The sequence below is a fragment of the Ruminiclostridium hungatei genome, assembly GCF_002051585.1.
Lineage (GTDB): Bacteria > Bacillota > Clostridia > Acetivibrionales > DSM-1351 > Ruminiclostridium > Ruminiclostridium hungatei.
On sequence record NZ_MZGX01000006.1, the window covers coordinates 1 to 17,708 of the forward strand.

General features: G+C 44.7%; 13 protein-coding genes. All 13 read right to left on the minus strand.

The genetic code is table 11. The features are described from left to right. Window positions 1-742 (minus strand): hypothetical protein (locus CLHUN_RS05575; protein ID WP_133051091.1); only part of this gene is annotated, 742 nt, incomplete at its 3' end. 266 nt (window positions 743-1,008) lie between these two features. Beyond that, window positions 1,009-1,434 (minus strand): hydrolase, encoded by a 426-nt coding sequence (locus tag CLHUN_RS05580; RefSeq protein WP_133051092.1) that lies wholly within the window; start codon window positions 1,432-1,434, stop codon window positions 1,009-1,011. Between the two features lie 122 nt (window positions 1,435-1,556). Continuing rightward, entirely contained in the window at window positions 1,557-3,812 is a 2,256-nt protein-coding gene (locus tag CLHUN_RS05585) for a cellulose biosynthesis cyclic di-GMP-binding regulatory protein BcsB (RefSeq protein ID WP_080063597.1), read from the minus strand. Next, window positions 3,790-5,094: a glycosyltransferase family 2 protein gene (locus CLHUN_RS05590; RefSeq protein ID WP_080063598.1), complete on the minus strand. Its 1,305-nt coding sequence runs from the start codon at window positions 5,092-5,094 to the stop codon at window positions 3,790-3,792. Before CLHUN_RS05590 ends, CLHUN_RS05585 begins: the two co-directional genes overlap by 23 nt. Further along, window positions 5,091-6,677 (minus strand): DUF2334 domain-containing protein, encoded by a 1,587-nt coding sequence (locus tag CLHUN_RS05595; RefSeq protein WP_165755674.1) that lies wholly within the window; start codon window positions 6,675-6,677, stop codon window positions 5,091-5,093. Before CLHUN_RS05595 ends, CLHUN_RS05590 begins: the two co-directional genes overlap by 4 nt. Further along, window positions 6,667-7,524 (minus strand): GGDEF domain-containing protein, encoded by an 858-nt coding sequence (locus CLHUN_RS05600; RefSeq protein WP_080063600.1) that lies wholly within the window; start codon window positions 7,522-7,524, stop codon window positions 6,667-6,669. Before CLHUN_RS05600 ends, CLHUN_RS05595 begins: the two co-directional genes overlap by 11 nt. Window positions 7,525-7,537: 13 nt before the next feature. Beyond that, entirely contained in the window at window positions 7,538-9,073 is a 1,536-nt protein-coding gene (wsfD, locus tag CLHUN_RS05605) for a glycan biosynthesis hexose transferase WsfD (protein ID WP_080063601.1), read from the minus strand. A gap of 3 nt (window positions 9,074-9,076) precedes the next feature. After that, complete coding sequence (locus tag CLHUN_RS05610) at window positions 9,077-10,786, minus strand: TlpA family protein disulfide reductase (RefSeq protein WP_080063602.1); 1,710 nt, start codon at window positions 10,784-10,786, stop codon at window positions 9,077-9,079. After that, window positions 10,752-12,539, minus strand: a complete 1,788-nt coding sequence (locus CLHUN_RS05615) for a glycosyltransferase family 39 protein (RefSeq protein ID WP_080063603.1) — start codon at window positions 12,537-12,539, stop codon at window positions 10,752-10,754. Before CLHUN_RS05615 ends, CLHUN_RS05610 begins: the two co-directional genes overlap by 35 nt. Before the next feature lie 403 nt (window positions 12,540-12,942). After that, the gene (locus CLHUN_RS05620; protein ID WP_080063604.1) at window positions 12,943-14,745 is read right to left on the minus strand and encodes an ArnT family glycosyltransferase; all 1,803 of its coding nucleotides are present in this window, start codon (window positions 14,743-14,745) and stop codon (window positions 12,943-12,945) included. Window positions 14,746-14,928: 183 nt separating this feature from the next. Continuing rightward, window positions 14,929-15,489 carry a hemerythrin domain-containing protein gene (locus tag CLHUN_RS05625; protein WP_080063605.1) on the minus strand — a complete coding sequence of 187 codons (561 nt, stop codon included), beginning with the start codon at window positions 15,487-15,489 and terminating at the stop codon, window positions 14,929-14,931. Further along, window positions 15,474-16,145: a hypothetical protein gene (locus CLHUN_RS05630; protein WP_080063606.1), complete on the minus strand. Its 672-nt coding sequence runs from the start codon at window positions 16,143-16,145 to the stop codon at window positions 15,474-15,476. The genes CLHUN_RS05625 and CLHUN_RS05630 overlap by 16 nt, the downstream gene beginning before the upstream one ends. A gap of 165 nt (window positions 16,146-16,310) precedes the next feature. Beyond that, window positions 16,311-17,681: an MATE family efflux transporter gene (locus tag CLHUN_RS05635; RefSeq protein WP_080063607.1), complete on the minus strand. Its 1,371-nt coding sequence runs from the start codon at window positions 17,679-17,681 to the stop codon at window positions 16,311-16,313. Window positions 17,682-17,708: the final 27 nt, after the last annotated feature.

A 17,708-nucleotide genomic window follows, 5' to 3' on the forward strand; every position in this document is an offset into this window, starting at 1 on the left:
CGGTCTTTTCAGTCAGGTCATCCAAGGCTGCCTTTTGGCTGTGAGCCGTGAAATATGCCTCCACCTTGGCATAAAAGTCCTTCCACTTAATATTGTTCTTTTCTGTATAATCCAAAAACCAATTAAGGTTTATCTTATATTTTGCCAAAAAGGCATATACACCCGTCACTTCTTCTGATGTACAACTATCAGGCAGGCCTTCAAAAATACTGCTATCGGCATTCTGCCTTGCCACCTGGGAAACCTCCGAATTGAACAGCTCTGAGATAATAGCGGCATTTCTGATATCCAGCATGCTGTATTTCATAATGAGGCATTTTTTAAGTCCGGCAATGGTCCGGGCTGAGAATTTCCAATTTTCAATTACACCCTTATACTGTTCAATAGCAATGAGGAAATCAAAAATGCTGCTGTAATTGCTTATACCCTGTTTTATTTCCTCATAGGTAAAGTCGGTATTTTTTTTGATTTTCGCAACGGATATGGAATCCTTTACGGAATAGCCCTGTTTTTCGGCTGCTATCAGAGAACTTGCATCAATACTCAGATAATCGGTGATTATTTTGATTTCCTGCCTTGGGGCAGTACTGAAACTCTCAATGGAATTTATGGCGGCTATGAATCTTTCATTAATATTTTCATCCCTGTCATTTGCAGCACCAACGGGAATGGCCGTAACAAGCAAGCTTACAATAAGGATAAGTGAGATAATACTGCGTCTGGCATTTCTTAAATTCTTCATCTTTAGATTCTCCTTTTGAAATGTATTACTGTCGTAAAGCTATTTTTTGTGAAGGGAGTAATGTGGAACTTAATCAATAAAATTATACATTATTTATTATTTTTGCTAATTTTACTATATTTTTCTATTAAATTCAATAAATTCTTGATGCAAATTTCAAACTTCTCTGTCTTCTGTCTTCCTTTCACTTCTTTGAAAGGCGTCCGCTTTTCAGACATAAAAAAATCAGGACCTTTTAAGTCCTGACTAATTTTTAATTATTTATTTTATACCGGTTTTCTTCTTAAAGTTCGTATGGATATTTCATGTTCTCCAAGCATTTCATGAATAGATTTATTGTCTTCAATTAAGCTGTCCAGCTTCATATTCGCTTCTGTCCTGAATTCCGTCAATATTGCCGTTTGATCGTAGACAGCAGCAAGTTTATTCTCTATTCTGTTTTGGCCCTCATCAAGGACTCCCTGCCTTTCTTCGAGTCTTTTTTGACCCTCCTCAAGGGCTCCCTGCCTTTCTTCGAGTCTTTTTTGACCCTCCTCAAGGGCTCCCTGCCTTCCCTCGAGTCTTTTTTGACCCTCTTCAAGGGCTCTCATACCTGACTCAAGTGTTCCCTGACCTGACTTCAAGTCACTTATATCACTTTTTATACCTTTCAGCTCTTCAAGAACAAGAATTTGAAATTCCTCGTTAGTCAAATTCATTCCCCCCCTTTGCTACTATATAATTTTATCAAAACCCAAGCAAAAATGCCATAGAAGAGGTTAAAAATTTATCCCCAGCATGAGCCGTAATGACAAGAAAGCATTAACCTCTGCAATCAGCTTTTTTTCCGCCTCAGCCTAAGCAAAATCAGCAGCATTGCCAGGAAAAGCACCAGCATTACCGAGGTTCCTGCCAGTGCAAACAACAGAGAGTTTCTGTTTTCAACCACACTTTCAAGCAAGGTAGGTTTCTTTTCCTGCACCTCATAGTTCTGGAACAGATAGGATTTGGTATCACCTTTGGTGTCGATTAAAACAAAATTGTCCTTCAAATTCCAGCTCATCTTCTCATTGCTCACCAATCTGGCCACCCTCTGCATGGAACTGTCGTCGGGGCCGGTGAGCACCAGAAGAGCCCTGCCCTCGGAGTAGGGTGACTTCAGCAATTGCAGGGTGCCTATGGATTCTGCATAATCAGTTGTAAGTATCAGCTTTTCATTGGTTTGAAATTTTGTTCCGCTGCTGTCATATTTAAAATAAAGCTTGTCGTTCAAACTTGCGATGAGTCTGTTCTCCGCAGGAGTTCCCGATGTGATTATGTTGTAGTTTGCCTCCTGCTCATTAAACTCACCGGCCTTTATTACCCTCAGACTTCCGTATGGGTCGGAACCGGAATACAGTGCAAGAGTCCGCCCCAAAAGCGTAAGCTGGTCCGCCGAAGGCTTATCGGGCAGCACCAGCAGTACTTCATTTAGCCGGCCCGACTTCTGAAAGGGTGCCGGCCTGCTGCCGAAGCTCAGCCTGGTGGTGTTATCCTCCGGCAGATACATGACCGTGTCCTTTGTGATATATCCCCAGGGCATCTTTTCATGTCTTGTGGTGCAATAAAGCTCCGGCAGTTCAAGGTCAAAGGCAAATTTCATGCTTGCCGAGTGAGTGCCTACAACATCTGCAGGCATAAAAAAGGTCAGTTCGTCATTATCTGCATTTTCAACGGACAGTTTCTTACTTCCCACAGGAATATCCCCCCAGTATACCGTCAGCATTGACCTGTTGAAATCCAGATTTTTGCTGTACCTGAAGTATACGGTAACCTTGCCTGCAGAGGACAAGGTATAGTCAGCCGGCAAAGGCAGAAAGAGAACCTTTTCCTGGCGGAAGGGGCCTATGAATTCAAAGCCTCCTCCGGTCATTTCCTGTAAGGTATACCTGTCGGCTTTAATCTCGCTTTGTTTCTGGGCATTAACCTTTATTTCAGCCGCACCCTTTTTTATAAAGGTGCTATTGCCCTCCACCTGGCCCACCCGCTCACTGTCTCCCAGAAAAAATCCCGCTTCCTGCAGGCAATCGGCATCCTCTGCCGCTATAATCAGCAGCGGGCCGTTATTGTCGCTCACGCACAGTATCATGACCTGACCGGCCAGCTTGTTCACATAGGGCTGAATATACCCGGAAAGCTCCGCAGGCATATCCTTGACCAGTCCCACAACTATTCTCCTGCCGCTTTTACCTTTTCTCGCTTCCTCCCAGGAACTTACTGTAAGGTTATTGCTTTCTCCCGTACTTTTGCTCAGGCCCGCCATAATTCTCATGGCCGCGGCCACTTCCTGGTTTTGTGCGGCATCTGCAACAGCAATTACCGTATCAGCTCCCGTCCCGTCTTCGGAGGACATGAAGGGATAGGGATAAAAGTCAATCCGGTTGTTGTATGGAATCAGGTCATAGCCCACCTCCACTCCCGAGGCTTCTGAAAAGGTTATCCAGTTTGTATTGCTGTCTTCATCCACACAGCCCTGTTCATTGTACAATCTGGCATACCCCGAAACGGTCAGGGTGTTCGACCGGTTTTGCCTGTCGTTCTTCAACAGCTCCGACGGTATTAAAACATATATAAAATTATTGTCATTGTTTTTGTAGGTGATGCTGCAGGAGTAAAAGGGCTGCTTATTCATTGAAAATGTCAGTATGCAGGGCCTCTTTTCTATCAACTGGCTGACTCTGTACTCGATCTGTACCAGGACATACTTTGTATCCCAATATTTGGGCAGTGTAAAGTACAAATCGGCAGATGAGTAGATTCCCTTCAGCAGTTGTGGGGAATCCCAGTTAAATTCGCCGGCGGTGGCTGCCTTCGGAAGCTTTGGCTTTATTCCCGAAGGCTGTTCCGCATTTTCAAGCATGTTATTTACACTGGACAGCAAGGCATCCTCAGAGGTTATTAACTCAGGTTTGTCCTCTGCTTTTTGTGTGCCGGTTTGCGCCGCGGCAGCAGGAGCCGTATAAATTCTCTGAGTACCCATTGCCAGGACACCCACCGCCGTCAGAAGAAAAAGGGTAATTTTAAGGAACCTATTCATTCTTTTTATGATCATTAGCTATCTCCCCCGGTCCTTTATTAGTTTCTATTGTTCTCTCTGTTTTATACCACTTGACTTCACGTTTGAAAATTGCGTCATTGGCACTCTGTATTACTGCGTTTACAACAACCACCACCCAAAGCTTTGAATAGGTGAAAAGCATTATCAGAATCAGGAACGCCGATTCCAGATTGAATTCATTTTTCTCCACGGCAAGCGTTATCAGCACATTCAAAATAAAAACCAGAATGGCCATTATCCAGAGTATGCTTGAAAAACCTCCCAGAGTCACATGGGCAAAGCCCATAACCGACAGAAAAAATATCAGGTCGGAACAGACAAGGGAGGACAGCATCAGGATATAGACCAGACCGTAGTACAAAACGTCCAGCCGCATGGGCCCTGCCGACCTGTCAAATACATACCTGAAGTTTTCCTTGAGAACGTAAATGTTCCCCTTTGCCCATCTGGTCCTCTGCTTGAGCCAGACGCGGAGCAATTGCGGCTCCTGTTCCCAGGTGACAGCCAGAGGCATAAGCTTGATCTTATAGCCCATCCTGTATATTCTGAAGCTTATCTCGGTGTCCTCGGACAGCGCCTTGGTATCCCAACCTCCTATCTTCTCTATAATGCTTCTGCGCATAACAAAATTCGTTCCCGGGATGGTGCATAATTTAAAGAAAAACCATCTGCCTGCCTGATTCATACATTGATATGCCAGGGTTTCAATATTTACGAAACGGGTCATCAACGAAGCATTTCTGTTCCTGGTTCTGAATTTTCCAATGACCGCGCCCAGCTTGTCATCTGCCATAAGATTTTCTACCAGCAGTGTCAGGGCATTGGGCTCGGGTGTATTATCAGCGTCATATATGGCTATAACACTGCCGCTGCTGGCGGCAAAGCCTATATTAAGTGCGTTGGATTTGCCTTTCCCCCCGGAAATGTTATCGGTATTAATCACAATCATTTTTCTGTCCGGGTTCCTGAACTGTATTCTTTTTAGCACCTCTGCAGAATCATCAGAGGAATTGTCATTAATAACTATAATTTCATATTTATCTTTCGGGTAATGCAGATTCAGGAGTGCCTGTACTGTTTTTCGTATTACAATACTCTCGTTATGGGCGGGAACCATGATTGAAACCATGGGATATTCCTTGAGCTCACAACGCCCGTCTGTTCTGTTGACCCTTATATAATATATAAAGCCGCCCACGGACAGACCTACATTAATCAGCATAAGTCCCCAGATAGCTATTAAAGCGTATAATGACAGCATGTCTATAAGCGTCAAGCCCGGCCCCCCCTTTCGGAATCCTTCTCAGGGCTGCTTCTGAACAAGAACCTTCTCTTGTTCTGATAGCGTGCAACTCCTATAAAGAAGATAAACAATATTGAAATTCCCGTAACTATTATCAACAGCCTACGGTTTTCTCTTTCAATGCTTTCGGCAAGCTTGCCTATGACACCTCTGTTAAAATTAAATGTCTCCTCATAGCTGAAGGGGATGAAATCCAGGGACTGAACCTCTCCGTTTACTGAAAGGCGGTTATCTTTAAAGGCCATTACCCTGTCATTGGTATAAACCGTATGTGATGTGAGCAGAAGGCTTTTAAGGGGAACCTCCGACTGCAGTATAAGCTCTGCCTGATTTTTCAGCGTTTCCAAATCCGAATTCATATCCAGATAAACCGCAGTGGGATAAGCTTTAATCAGGTTATCCCCTATGTTCCCGTCAAAAAGTGCAGGTGCAATAAGCTTATGCCCGTCAGAATAAACGGTGTTGTATCCGTCGGTGTCCGTCCAGGTGTTTTTGGCTTCTTCATTAAATAATATTACAGTACTGAACCTTCTCAATATGTCCAGCCCCAACTTTTCGTGAATCCAATTATTGGGGGCTTCTATTGCCAGAGGATATACTCCATAGCTGTTATAGGCCGCCACTGCGGCAGTGAGCTTACCGTTTATTTCCTCAAGCACAGGCGAGTCGGTATTTATAAGAGGTCCTTTGAGAAGAATACCTGCCCCCTTGGACTGTGCATATCTGAGTATCTCACAAAAGTGCTTCATGGCCGGGTATTCTGTATTATTGTATACCGGGGCAACCGAAATGGAATACGGAATGCCCTTGTCAGCCATCATATCTATAGCCGCAAGCATTTTTCCCCCGTTAAAGAAGGGATAGACATTGTCAAAAACAACATACTGGGGGTAGCTGTTGGGCATATTCTCATAAGGCCACTTCCACCTGGAAATCTGATCTGAAAAAACAGCCTTCAATATGTCGCTTTTGTAGCTGAATAATCCTAAATAGCTGAATCTCCCCGAGCTCAGGCACAAGGAGGCGGACTTTCCTCCGGCCTCCATATTTCCGGCTTCATAAGGAAATTCACCCTGGAGAAACCAGGTCTTCCGGGCTTTTAAAAGGCCCCGGCTCTGCCTGTTGGCACCAAAGGCATAGGAAAACCGCACATCTGAGTCCTCCAACCGGGTTGCTGCATTATTCATGCCCAAGGACACGAGAAGGTCAGTCACAGCTCCTCCTCCCACCAGCATGATTTTATTATTCAAGCCTTTAAGCTCCTTGAGAAAGGTACTGCTTATGCTGTCACTCTCATGATAAAACAGTATGCTGTCAAACTTACCCAGTCGCCCCCTGCTCTCCTCCACAGTGCTGTAGGTTGTCCCATAGCCCATATAAGTAAGAATATCCGCCATAGCCGCAATATTGTCACTGCCATCTCCTGTCAGCTCCGCATCATATATGAAAAGGATATCCCTGGCCTTTGACACATTCTCTTCCGCCCCCCATACCTTTTGAGGCATTATACTGAAACATAGCATTAAAATAAAAATAGTTGTCTTTTTAAACATCATATTGCAATTCCTTTTCAACACTCTGCTTAAAGTAAGCTGCATCATTTTCCATCTCATCCCTGTATTGGACAAAAGCAATCTGGACCTCAACCTTTATTGAGGTATCCGTTATTCCATCAAAGGCATCCTTTTCTCCAACCATGGACTTTATCCTATTCTTCACCAACTGGCCGCCTGCCTCATCACAGGTAAGAATAATTGCCAGTCCGCCTTCATTATCAATACTGTACTGGTTGTCCTCCACCCTGATTGCATCGCCGATAATCTCCGCAAAACGCTGCTTCAGCTTGTCAAAATTTCTTTTGGAAAGTATTTTTCTCAATTCCTGGGCATAGCGCAGCCTGATTATCATCAGTGTCAGGGGCAGCTTATTTCTCCGGGTATATCTTATTTGCCTGTCTATATCATAATAAAAGCTTCTGAGATTATACAGCCCTGTCAGGGGGTCTATCATGACCAGCTCTTCTATCTGCTGCCGCAGCACGCTGTTCTCCAATTCAAGCCTGTTGCGTCCCGCTATGAAGAGTCTCATTGAGCCTACTGCTGCTATTGGCAGGACAAGCCACGCGAAAGAATAATTGTTTATGACCGTCCCGTGCTGGTACAGTGCGAAAAGCTTGTATGCCGTAAAACATATAATTTGCGCACCAACTATAATAAATGCCGAAAAGTCCAGCGAAAAGGTTACTATCACAATTGCAACAACCGTAATAAACAGCATCACCGAGTTTTCTGCCAGCAGTGCAGAACCTCCGGCATATAAAATCATAAACCCGGAGACCATGGATATTAAAAATAATAATAATCCCAGGTCCTGAACCAATATGTCATAGCGCCTATTAGTCATCTTATCCTCCCGCTTACAATATCCTGAGCTTATGCAGCAATTCTGAAAAACTGTAATACATTATAATATCAAGTGTCACGCTGAAAAGAAACAGGTGTCTGGTCATTTCAGTGTCACCGCTGTTAACTATTGTTACTATAGCATTTGATATTCCCATTAAAAATATAATAAGCATTACCTCCAGAGGTATTGAGCTTCTAAGCCTGTAGCTGCCGGCAAGCCTCACGGCCTTTTGCCTGAACAGCAATATAAGGGCTAAAAGCAGTACTGCCAGAAAACCAATTGTTTTCGGAAGCGAATTGGCTTTAAAACTGCTCCAGGCCGACCAGAACAAGCTTTTTGCCTTCTTAGGCATACCGGCGCTTTTTTCATAATTTCCGCTGAAGTCCCTCCGGAAATTGAATGCCGCCTTCACGGAGATATCCAGCATGGCCACCAGCGCAGTGGGATGCCTTAAATAAAAAAAGGCTATTTTTGCCGGACTGTACCTGTCATAAAAGCCCTCCAGCAAATCCCTGCTGTCAGGTTTTATAAGCGGATACCTGTCATTGCTGCTTGCATCGGCAAGTATCGAATACGAACTGTCAATACCGAACTCCTCAAGGGTTTTTTCCGGATCTGTGGACTGAAGCAGCACCCCCCTGGTCATAGCATGGAATTTGCCCGAAGTTGTAAACGAAGAAGGCGCATAGCTGACGGAAAACATGGTGCTTAAAAAAAGCGACAATACCGCTGTTATACAGCCTATCCTCCAAAGCAGGGCTTTGTTTACAAACACGAACTTGACCCCCAGCAGCCCCAGAATCAGTCCCGCAGCAGCATATTTATCCTCTATTGTTGTCAGCGCCATGCCAAACAAGGTGTACAGCACCAGGTAAAATATGTTATGCTTTTCCTTCTGCAATGCCAGGGCAGAACCCGTGCAAATGAGCATTGAAACAAAAACCAATGGTTCTGTGAAAAAGGAACTGAAATAGGTTACATAAGAAACATCTGAAAATATAACAACACCAACCAGGCCAATAACCATACATTCAGTAAATGTTTTTGCCCTGGCTGCCGCCTGCTTTACCAGAAGCATTACTGCAGGTATATATAGCAAGGCATACAAAAGGGCCAGGAATCTCAAGTCAAAGATACTGTCCCGGGTAAATATGCTGTCCAGCCACTTTGCCGTATAAATCATGGCCCGCTGGCACGTGATGCCGGTTAATACCCCGCCCTCCGGAGCCAGAGACAGATATTCCCTGACATAATAATTAAAGTAAAGGTTTTCGCTTGCAGCCTCCATATGGTAAATCCCTGCCGGATTAATAACACGGGCAAAGGAACCATCGTCTGACATTCCCAGAAATGGAGGCACAAACAGCATAAGCACCAGTAAAACCAGAGAAAGCCCGCCTGCAACCATGGCGATTATACTGTCGGAATACTTTCCCTCCCTGTTTTGATTCACTCTCCCCACAATTTTTTTCAGTTGGACGGTAAGCTTATTTAAACTGATAATTATAAATCTTAATACTTTCCATTGATCCCTGTTATCTTTCATATTCTAAGGGTTTGCAAGAACTTTCTTATCGGACATACCGTAAGCCAGAAGTGCCATACATTGGTCAAAGGAATATATTCCCGTACCGTCAGGACTTCCGAAAGCACCATTGAGCCTGTCATCCGAATCAAAAATTCTCATTGTCTCCATTCTGGCCAGAGCCTTATTTGCCAAATCCGCATCCTCCACCGTATCGGCTATCATGTACACAATTGCGTATATTGCCGTCGATTCAAAGCCATAGCCCTTTGCAACCGTTCCATCGGCATTATATCCGGCAAAGATACCTTCGCCGTCCACAGCCTTTTTAAGCCACTGTATTGTTTGCGGCTTTACTTGTCCGATTTTTGACAGGTGAAGAAGGGTAACCATCCCTTCAGCCATATTTATTTCGTCACTTTTATAAGCTTTCCGGGAATAATCATATTCCGAATGGTACATGGGAAACCCGTCGCCTAAAAAACCGTTATTTACCACAGCCAGGCTGTTTTTATATACGGTGTCCCATCGGGGGTTAACAGCCTTGAGCTTTTCCAGTGCCTCAAAGTCTGCAAAACACAGTTTTAAACTTCCGGACTTCTTTTTATATTTAAAGTCATAATGATTAACCAGATTTTGATTGTTAACATTATACCTGTAGAGAACCTCCTCATAATTTTTCAGAAAGCCGGTATACCCACCCCATAGCCCGTCCGCGCCGTATACAGCTCTGAAAATCCTCAGGTCATCCACTGCCGAGTTAACTCTTGCCGGTCCCTTCTCTGATACAAGCCAGGAAACCAACGGGTCTTTTTTCATATTTTCAATTACATAGCCGTAACTCTTTTCAAAAAGGCCTTTATTCATGGTTCTGACAGCGTACTCCATTACCAGCCCCTGTGATTCGCTTAAAACATCTGTATATTTCAAATCAGAATCCTTCTCGGAAGTATAATTTGTTCTTACCCCGCCCTCCGGGTCAGTCAATTCTTTCTCTATGAAATTCAAGGTTCCGGCAGCAGCTCCATAAACCGCATAATCCAGCATGGCCCTGAAACGCTCCATATCCATGTCCTTCCCGGCATACCAGGCCTTAAGCCGTCCGCTTTCATCCAATACCAGCGTGGTGGGAATAACCTTAAGTCCCAGCAGATTATATACCACCAAATCCTGGTCAAAAACACTCTCAAAGGGAATTTGGTTCTTTTTCAGGTAATCGAGGGCTTGTGCTTTTGTCTCCTTGTTATTGTCAAGCTTGTTGACCAGAAGAAATTCCACATCCGGATACCCCTCCAGAAGCTCCTGTATGGCATGTGCCTGCTCCAGCTCCCTGTTGCAGTGGGGACACCAGCTTGCCCAGAAATTCAGTACCACCGTTTTACCTTTATATTGGGACAGAGCTATCTTTTCTCCATCCTCTCCTACAAAGGCAAGTGAAGATAAATCCTGATTCAGGGTGCATTTGTCAGGAAGCAGATCCTTTTTTCCCGCCAGTTGAGTATTTGCAGAAGCTGAATTTTGACCTGTACCTGTAACGGGTTCGGGGTTGTCTGCGTCCCTATTGCTATTTCTTTCAGAAAGCAGCCAGGCCGTTATCAAGCATATGGAAACAACCAGCATGACAATCAATAATACCTTTATAACTCCTTCTAATCGCCTTAAAGGATTCATGGAAATATCCTTTCTGTTTTTGAGAAAACTATTCTTTCTCTTCCGGCTCCTGTTTCTTTTCATCCCTGTTCAGGTAAGCCTCGGTTACCGTTACGGTAACATGCCCCTGCTTTATGGCGTCAAGCAGGTCAAATTTGTTGTCAACTTCAGTTTCTTCCTTTTCTGCAAGCTCTGCCTCCGAAGGCTTTTGCTCCGCAACAGCTGCTGCCTCCCCAAGGGACTGCTCTTCTGACAGGGCTTCATCTGCAGGCAGGCTTCTGCCAGTTGCCGCCGCCCTTCTTACATCTGCATGATGCCTGAATATTCCGACTACCCCCGCAGAAGCCAGGATGGCAAATACAGGCAATATGTTGTAATGGTATCTGCTCTGGCTTTCAAGGATCATATGCAGTATGGCGACGCCTATAAAATAAAGCACCAGCACATGCTCCGTCCCCACCTTCTTTTTAAACCAGAGGAAAATTCCCGCAAGCAGGGACAGGTATACGAAAACGGTATAATATATATTGTTCCATACCGTTACATTATTTATAAATTCATTTTTCGCCGGGTCGTCTTGCTGGAAAAACGTAGGATTCCAATAATAATCATCGTCTTCCCAAAGCAGGGCATATTTTTGAAAAATAAGATTTGCAATTCCCGCAGGATTTTGCTCCAGCCTTTTTAAAGCCTCTGTCCGGCATGCCACATGAGTCTCCTCCGCCGAGCCGGTTTCTGCAAACTTGTCTATGAGAAAGCCTGCGTCCTTTTCATTCCAGCTTCCCTTTGCATCAATATTAAGTCCTACCATGAGATTATAGCCAAAGGATGCAGTCGTACCCGGAAGTTCCCTGTCGATTGCCTTGGCTGTAGCTGTACTTATCAGCACGGAACAGGCCATATAGCCTGCCAGTATTACCAGAAGCCTGATCCAGCCTCTGGACATGCAGCTTTTTATGAGCCCGGCTTCAGCCTTTGCCGTAATAGGGGCCTTATAAGTAAAGGAGCATATTATTATTGCAATCAGCAGAATAATTGACACCGGCCGTACTCCCCCTGCTATGGCCAGCAGTATGCCCAACGCAATATTAAAAACCAGTATTTTCCAGGATTTTTCAGCAGCAGGCGCCTTGAACAACACAGCCGTAATCCATATGCAGCCAAGTGACAGGCACATGAAAACCGGCTCTGAAGCAATTTGATTTATATAAAGTATCTGTGAAGGCCAAAAAGCGGCTATGGCAGCAGCCAGAATTCCTCCTGCCTTCCCCGCCAGAAGCCTGGCTGTCCTGTTGACGAAAAAAATACTTATCAGGCTGACCAACAGATTAAAATACAAGCCTGTTGAAACCGACGCCCCGAATACTCTGAAAACCAGAGAAAGAATATATGGAAATCCTATAACGTGGGGAAACTGGGAAATATAGTCGCAATAACCGGCACCTTCACTTACAAGCTTGCCCTGGGCCAGTAATTCAGCTACCTTGTAATAGGTCAGGTAATCCGACTCGGGCTGAACCGGCAGGTTGAATATGACCCAAAGCCGCAATAAGGCGGCAGCGGCTATTATTGAAATCAATACAAAAACCTCAAGATAAACGGCGGCTTTCCTGCTTCCCGGTTTGATCCCCGACAGGCTGAAGCGCGAGGTTATGGCGGCTGAAGTATTTAATACCAGCCACAAACCTCCCATAACCGCAAGCATGCCTCCGTACCATATAAACGGATATTTTGCATTGACTCCAATATTCAAGGTGGCACTGAACAAACTGTAACTCAGACATATAACGAAAATAGTCAAACATATGTATGTAAACCAGTTTTTACGTGTTTCCATATACATTCCCCTAACTCTTTTCAACAGGAATAAAAATCAAGTTACATTAAGCGTTATTCTATCATAACCTGCGAAAAATGAATAGATTAATAATTTGACATTTTTTTCATTTTAACATAATCATGGGCTGGGTTTTTAATAAAACCAGCCCATGAAAAGACTTTTAACCGTAAATTTCATAACTGTACTATGTCAACCACGCTTCCAGTTCAAACACAAGCTGTATATATTTATGCTGTACATGCTGTGCTTCTGCTTCCTGCTCCAGGATTTCACCCTCGGCGTCCAGCTCCTTCTAATCGCTTTAAGGGCTTCATGGAAATATCCTTTCTGTTTTAAAGACAATTATTTTAATTAAACATATTGAAGACAAGTATTTTGAAGGCAGCAATTTAAAAGGAAACTATTCCTTCTCTCCCGGCTCCTTTTTATCTTTATCGCTGTTCAGGTAAGCCTCGGTCACCGTTACGGTAACATGCCCCTGCTTTATGGCATCAAGCAGGTTAAATTTATTATCAATCTGACCTGCTTCTTTTTCTATAAGCTCTTCCTCCGAGGACTTTTGCTCCTCAATAGCTGCTGCCTTCTCAAGGGACTGCTCTCCGGATTTGAAATCAGTGGCGGACGTTGCAATGCTGTCAGTTGCAGTCCTTCTTGCATCTGCATGGTGTATGAATATTTCCACTGCCCCTGCAGAAGCCAGGATGGCAAATACCGGCAATATATTGTAATGGTATCTGCTCTGGCTTTCAAGGAACATATGCAGCATAGCAATGCCTATAAAATAAAGTACAAGCACATGCTCCGTCCCCACCTTTTTTCCGAACCAGAGGTAAATGCCTGCAAGCAAGGACAGGTATACGCAGATGATATAATATATATTGTTCCAGATGGTTACACTATTTATAAATTCATTTCTTTGAGACGTCAGGTTGTTTTGCTGCTTCAGGAACAGCAGGTTCCAATAGGAACCATAATCGTCGTTTTCCCACAGAAGGGTATATTTCTGAAAAATAAGATTTGCAATTCCAACCGGGTCCTCTTTCAGCCTGCTTAAGGCCATTGCCCGGGAAGCAATATGAGCCTCCTCCGCGGAACCTGTTTCGGCAAACCTCTGGGTGAGAAAGCTGGAATCCTTTTCATTCCAACCGCCCCTGGATTCAATATTAAAACCCACCATGAGATTATAACCAAAGGACGCAGTCGTACCCGGAAGCTCCCTGTCGATTGCCTTGGCCGTAGCTGCACTTATTAGCAGGGAACAGGCCATATAGCCTGTGAGTATGGCCAGAGCCCTGATCCACCCTCTGGACATACAGCTTTTTATGAGCCCCGCTTCGGCACTTCCCGTAAGACGGGCCTTATAGGTAACGGAGCATATTATGATGGCAATCAGCAAAATAATTGCCACCGGCCGCACCCCTCCTGCTATTGCCAGAAGGATACCCAACGCTATATTAAAAACAAGAATTTTCCATGCCTTTTCACCGTCAGGAGCCTTAAACAGCCTTGCAGCAATCCATATGCAAATAAGTGTCAGGCACATGAAAACCGGTTCTGAAGCCATTTGATTTATATAAAGTATCTGTGAAGGCCAAAAGGCGACCAAGGCAGCCGCAAGAATTCCTCCCACATTTCCGGCCAGAAGTCTGGCTGTCCTGTGTACGAAAAAAATACTCAGCAGGCTTACTGCCAGATTAAAATACAAGCCTGTTGAAACCGATACCCCGAATACTCTGAAAACCAGAGAAAGTATATACGGAAATCCCATGACATGGGGAAACTGAGAAATGTAATCGCAATAACCTGCTCCATCACTTATAAGCTTTCCCTGGGCCAGTAATTCAGCAACCTTGTAATAGGTCAGGTAATCCGATTCAGGCTGCATGGGCAGGTTGGAAATGATCCAAAACCGTAATAAGGCAGCGGCAGTCACTATTGAAAGCAATACAAAAGCCTCAAGGAAAACCGCGGCCTTCCTGCTTCCCGGCTTTACCCACGACAGTCTGAAGTGCGAGGTTATGGCTGCTGAAGTATTTAATACCAGCCACAAGCCTCCCATTACTATAAGCATGCCTCCATACCATATAAACGGATATTTTGCATTGACTCCCATATTCAAGGTGGCGCTGAACAGGCTGTAACTCAGACATATACCGAAAATAGTCAAATATATGTATGTAAACCAGTTTTTACATGTTTCCATATACCTTCACCTTACTCATTTCAACAGGAATAAAAATCAAGTTACATTATGCGTTATCCTATCATAACCAAAAGTGAACAGATTATTCATATGACCTTTTTATTCATTTAAAACAAAATTGTGGGCTGGTTTTATAATAAACCAGCCCACAAAAAACTTTTAACCGTAAATTTCATAACTGTACTATGTCAACCCCGCTTCCAGCTCAGACACAAGCTGTATATATTTCTGCTGTACCTGCTGTGCTTCTGCTTCCTGCTCCAGGATTTCACCTTCTGCATCCAGCCTGTCCAAAGTTTCCGTGACCAGGTTCCTGCGTGCAAAAGTGTAAACCACACCATCCTCCTTGTCAATATGCCGGTGAAGCAGGTGGGTGTATGATATTGCATTTGCTATTACATCCAGCCTTGCCTCGTCATCTCCCTCCAGGACCTTTTTCAGCGCAGTTTCAAGTTCCTGCATGTGGAGTCTTCCAAGGTCATGCTCAACGAGCATTCCGTGGCGGACAAGCATTTCAGCCGGCCGGCCCAGTTCCTTCATCATGCTTTCAAAAAGCAGTTTTTCTTCTTTACCATGGTGGTGTTTGTCGGCGTAATTCCTTACAAAGTCTATAATCTTATAAAAATCCTCATACCTGACCGGCTCGTTTTTCATAACCTTGTAGCAGTATTTTCGCGTAACAGCCAGCATACGTTTTATATATTTATGTTCTTCCACCATCAAGTCTATCAGATTCCTGGACATTCTGACCTCTTTTCCGGCTGGGCAGCCTGAAGTTTTTCTATTCTGTGCAGTCCCTCCGAAGGCGAACTGTATTTGAAGCCGGGGCTGACTGCGCCCACAAAGGCAGCAACCCACGCTTTCCTCAATTCATAAAAATGTCTTATGTCTCCCTTTACCCTTTCCCAATAGGGGGTGTGAAGGCAGGTTGTGGTTCTCCAGACAAATTCATATTCACTTGAGACCGCCACCTCATTTACCCGGTCGCAGGGCATGCCCTCCAGTATAAAATCATTCAATGCATTGAATACCTCTTCCGGCGTATCAGGCTTCTCCGGATATTGGGCTGCCGCCTTCTCCCCCTGTTCCCTGTACAGCCCCAGCAGTTCATCCTTATATGCGCTGCTCTGTTCAAGTATTCCGGTTACCAGCGCAGCCTGCCGGAGTTCGGCACTTTCTATACGGGTCTGCAGCCAGCCATGAATGTTGGAAGTGTCTATTATGTTTTCCAGCGGCTCCTTTCCCATTGAAGCTCCGAATTTTTCATTGTTTTCTGCAATCCACCTGTCAACAGGCATTCCCTTGCCTCCAGCCCATTCAATAATGGACTCCTCGATTTTTTCTGCCCACAGGATTTTATTATAAAGCCAGAAATGGATTTTCCCTAAAAATAAACTCATATGTTCTCCTCTCGATAAGATATACCACAGCAGCTCATACTCAATCTATTTTTTCCATCCTGTGCTAAATTATTATTCCATCAGCACCTTGGCAATATATATCTTTTATGGATATGTCGAACAAATCTTTAAGGCTTGGTCAGCCAGGCCGGTTATAAATATCTATCATAAATTCCGCCGGCGCAGCAGATGAAATTCCTTTTTCACCATCAGCAGTGTCCAGAGCACAATAACCGCATCAATTGCAAAGGAGCCGTAATAAATGCCGGATACTCCCAGCCATACAGGCACCAGCAGCATAACCGGCACATAGAAAACAAGCTGTCTGGCAATGCCTATCATTGCCGCAGGCTTTCCCTTGTCAATGGAAGGAAACAGGGTCATTGCCATGAAAATAAATGAAAGCAGGGGAAGAATTGCCATATAAACCCGGAAGCATATCAATTGTAAATCTGTAAAAACCTGCTCCTTCAGCATCATGCCCAGCACCTGTCCCGGCACCGCCATGGAAAGCAGCCAAAACGGCAAGGTCAGCACAAGCGCCGCAACCGCAAACAGTTTATATGCTCTGATAACACGTTCATACTGCCTTGCTCCGTAATTTATTCCTATGGCGGGCTGAAGTGCACGCATCAAACCGAAAATCGGCGTCAGCAAAAAGGTAAAAATCCTGTATACAACACCATAAAATGCAATATCCGCCGTAGTTCCGTATTTCGCCAGCGCATTGAACACAAATACCGACTGCACAAGACTCATGATACTCATAATAAAGGCCGACATACCCAACCTCAGAATAGAGGTTCCAATATCCCTGTCCCAGCGTATGGAAAGCAACTTCGACCTGAAGGACGCAAAGCCCTTACCAAAATAGAACCAGCCTATAACAGTATATGCCAGCATTCCTATGTTGGTGGCCCAGGCCGCCCCTTCCACCCCCAGCGGGAATATGACTACCAGCAGATATTTGGCAGCCACATCCACAAGGAGGCCTCCCCCCATCATGACCGCGGCCATTTTCATCCGGCCTTCCGCCCTTACGATCATGTTACCGGCAAGGCCGTATATCCAAAAGAAAGCTCCTATAATGGTAATTCTGAAATACCGGTCACCCAGCAGCAGTTCTTCACCTGCGGCGCCCATTACTTGCAGCAGCCGGCTGGAAAGCAGCAGTCCCACCACCATATAGACTGCCGTCATTGCAAGGGAAAGCACATTCAGATTGCCCAGCAGCTTATCCTGAGTGGTCTTGTCCCTGGCGCCCAGGGCAATACTCAAGACAGCCCCCGCTCCCGTGCCCAGCAGCGAGCCAAAGCCCACGCTGATCTGAGAAAGCGGATATGCCACAGACACTCCCGCCAGTGCTGTCTCTCCCACATACCTTCCTACGAAGAAAACATCCAGCATGGAGTTCATCCCGTATAACACCATTGCTACTACTGCAGGCCATGATAAATCAATCATCACCTTCCACAAATTTCCGTTCAGGATGAACTGCTTCTGCTTTTCTTTTTGATCAGTTAATATTCCTTCCATATAAATACCCCCATTCTCTTTTAGCAA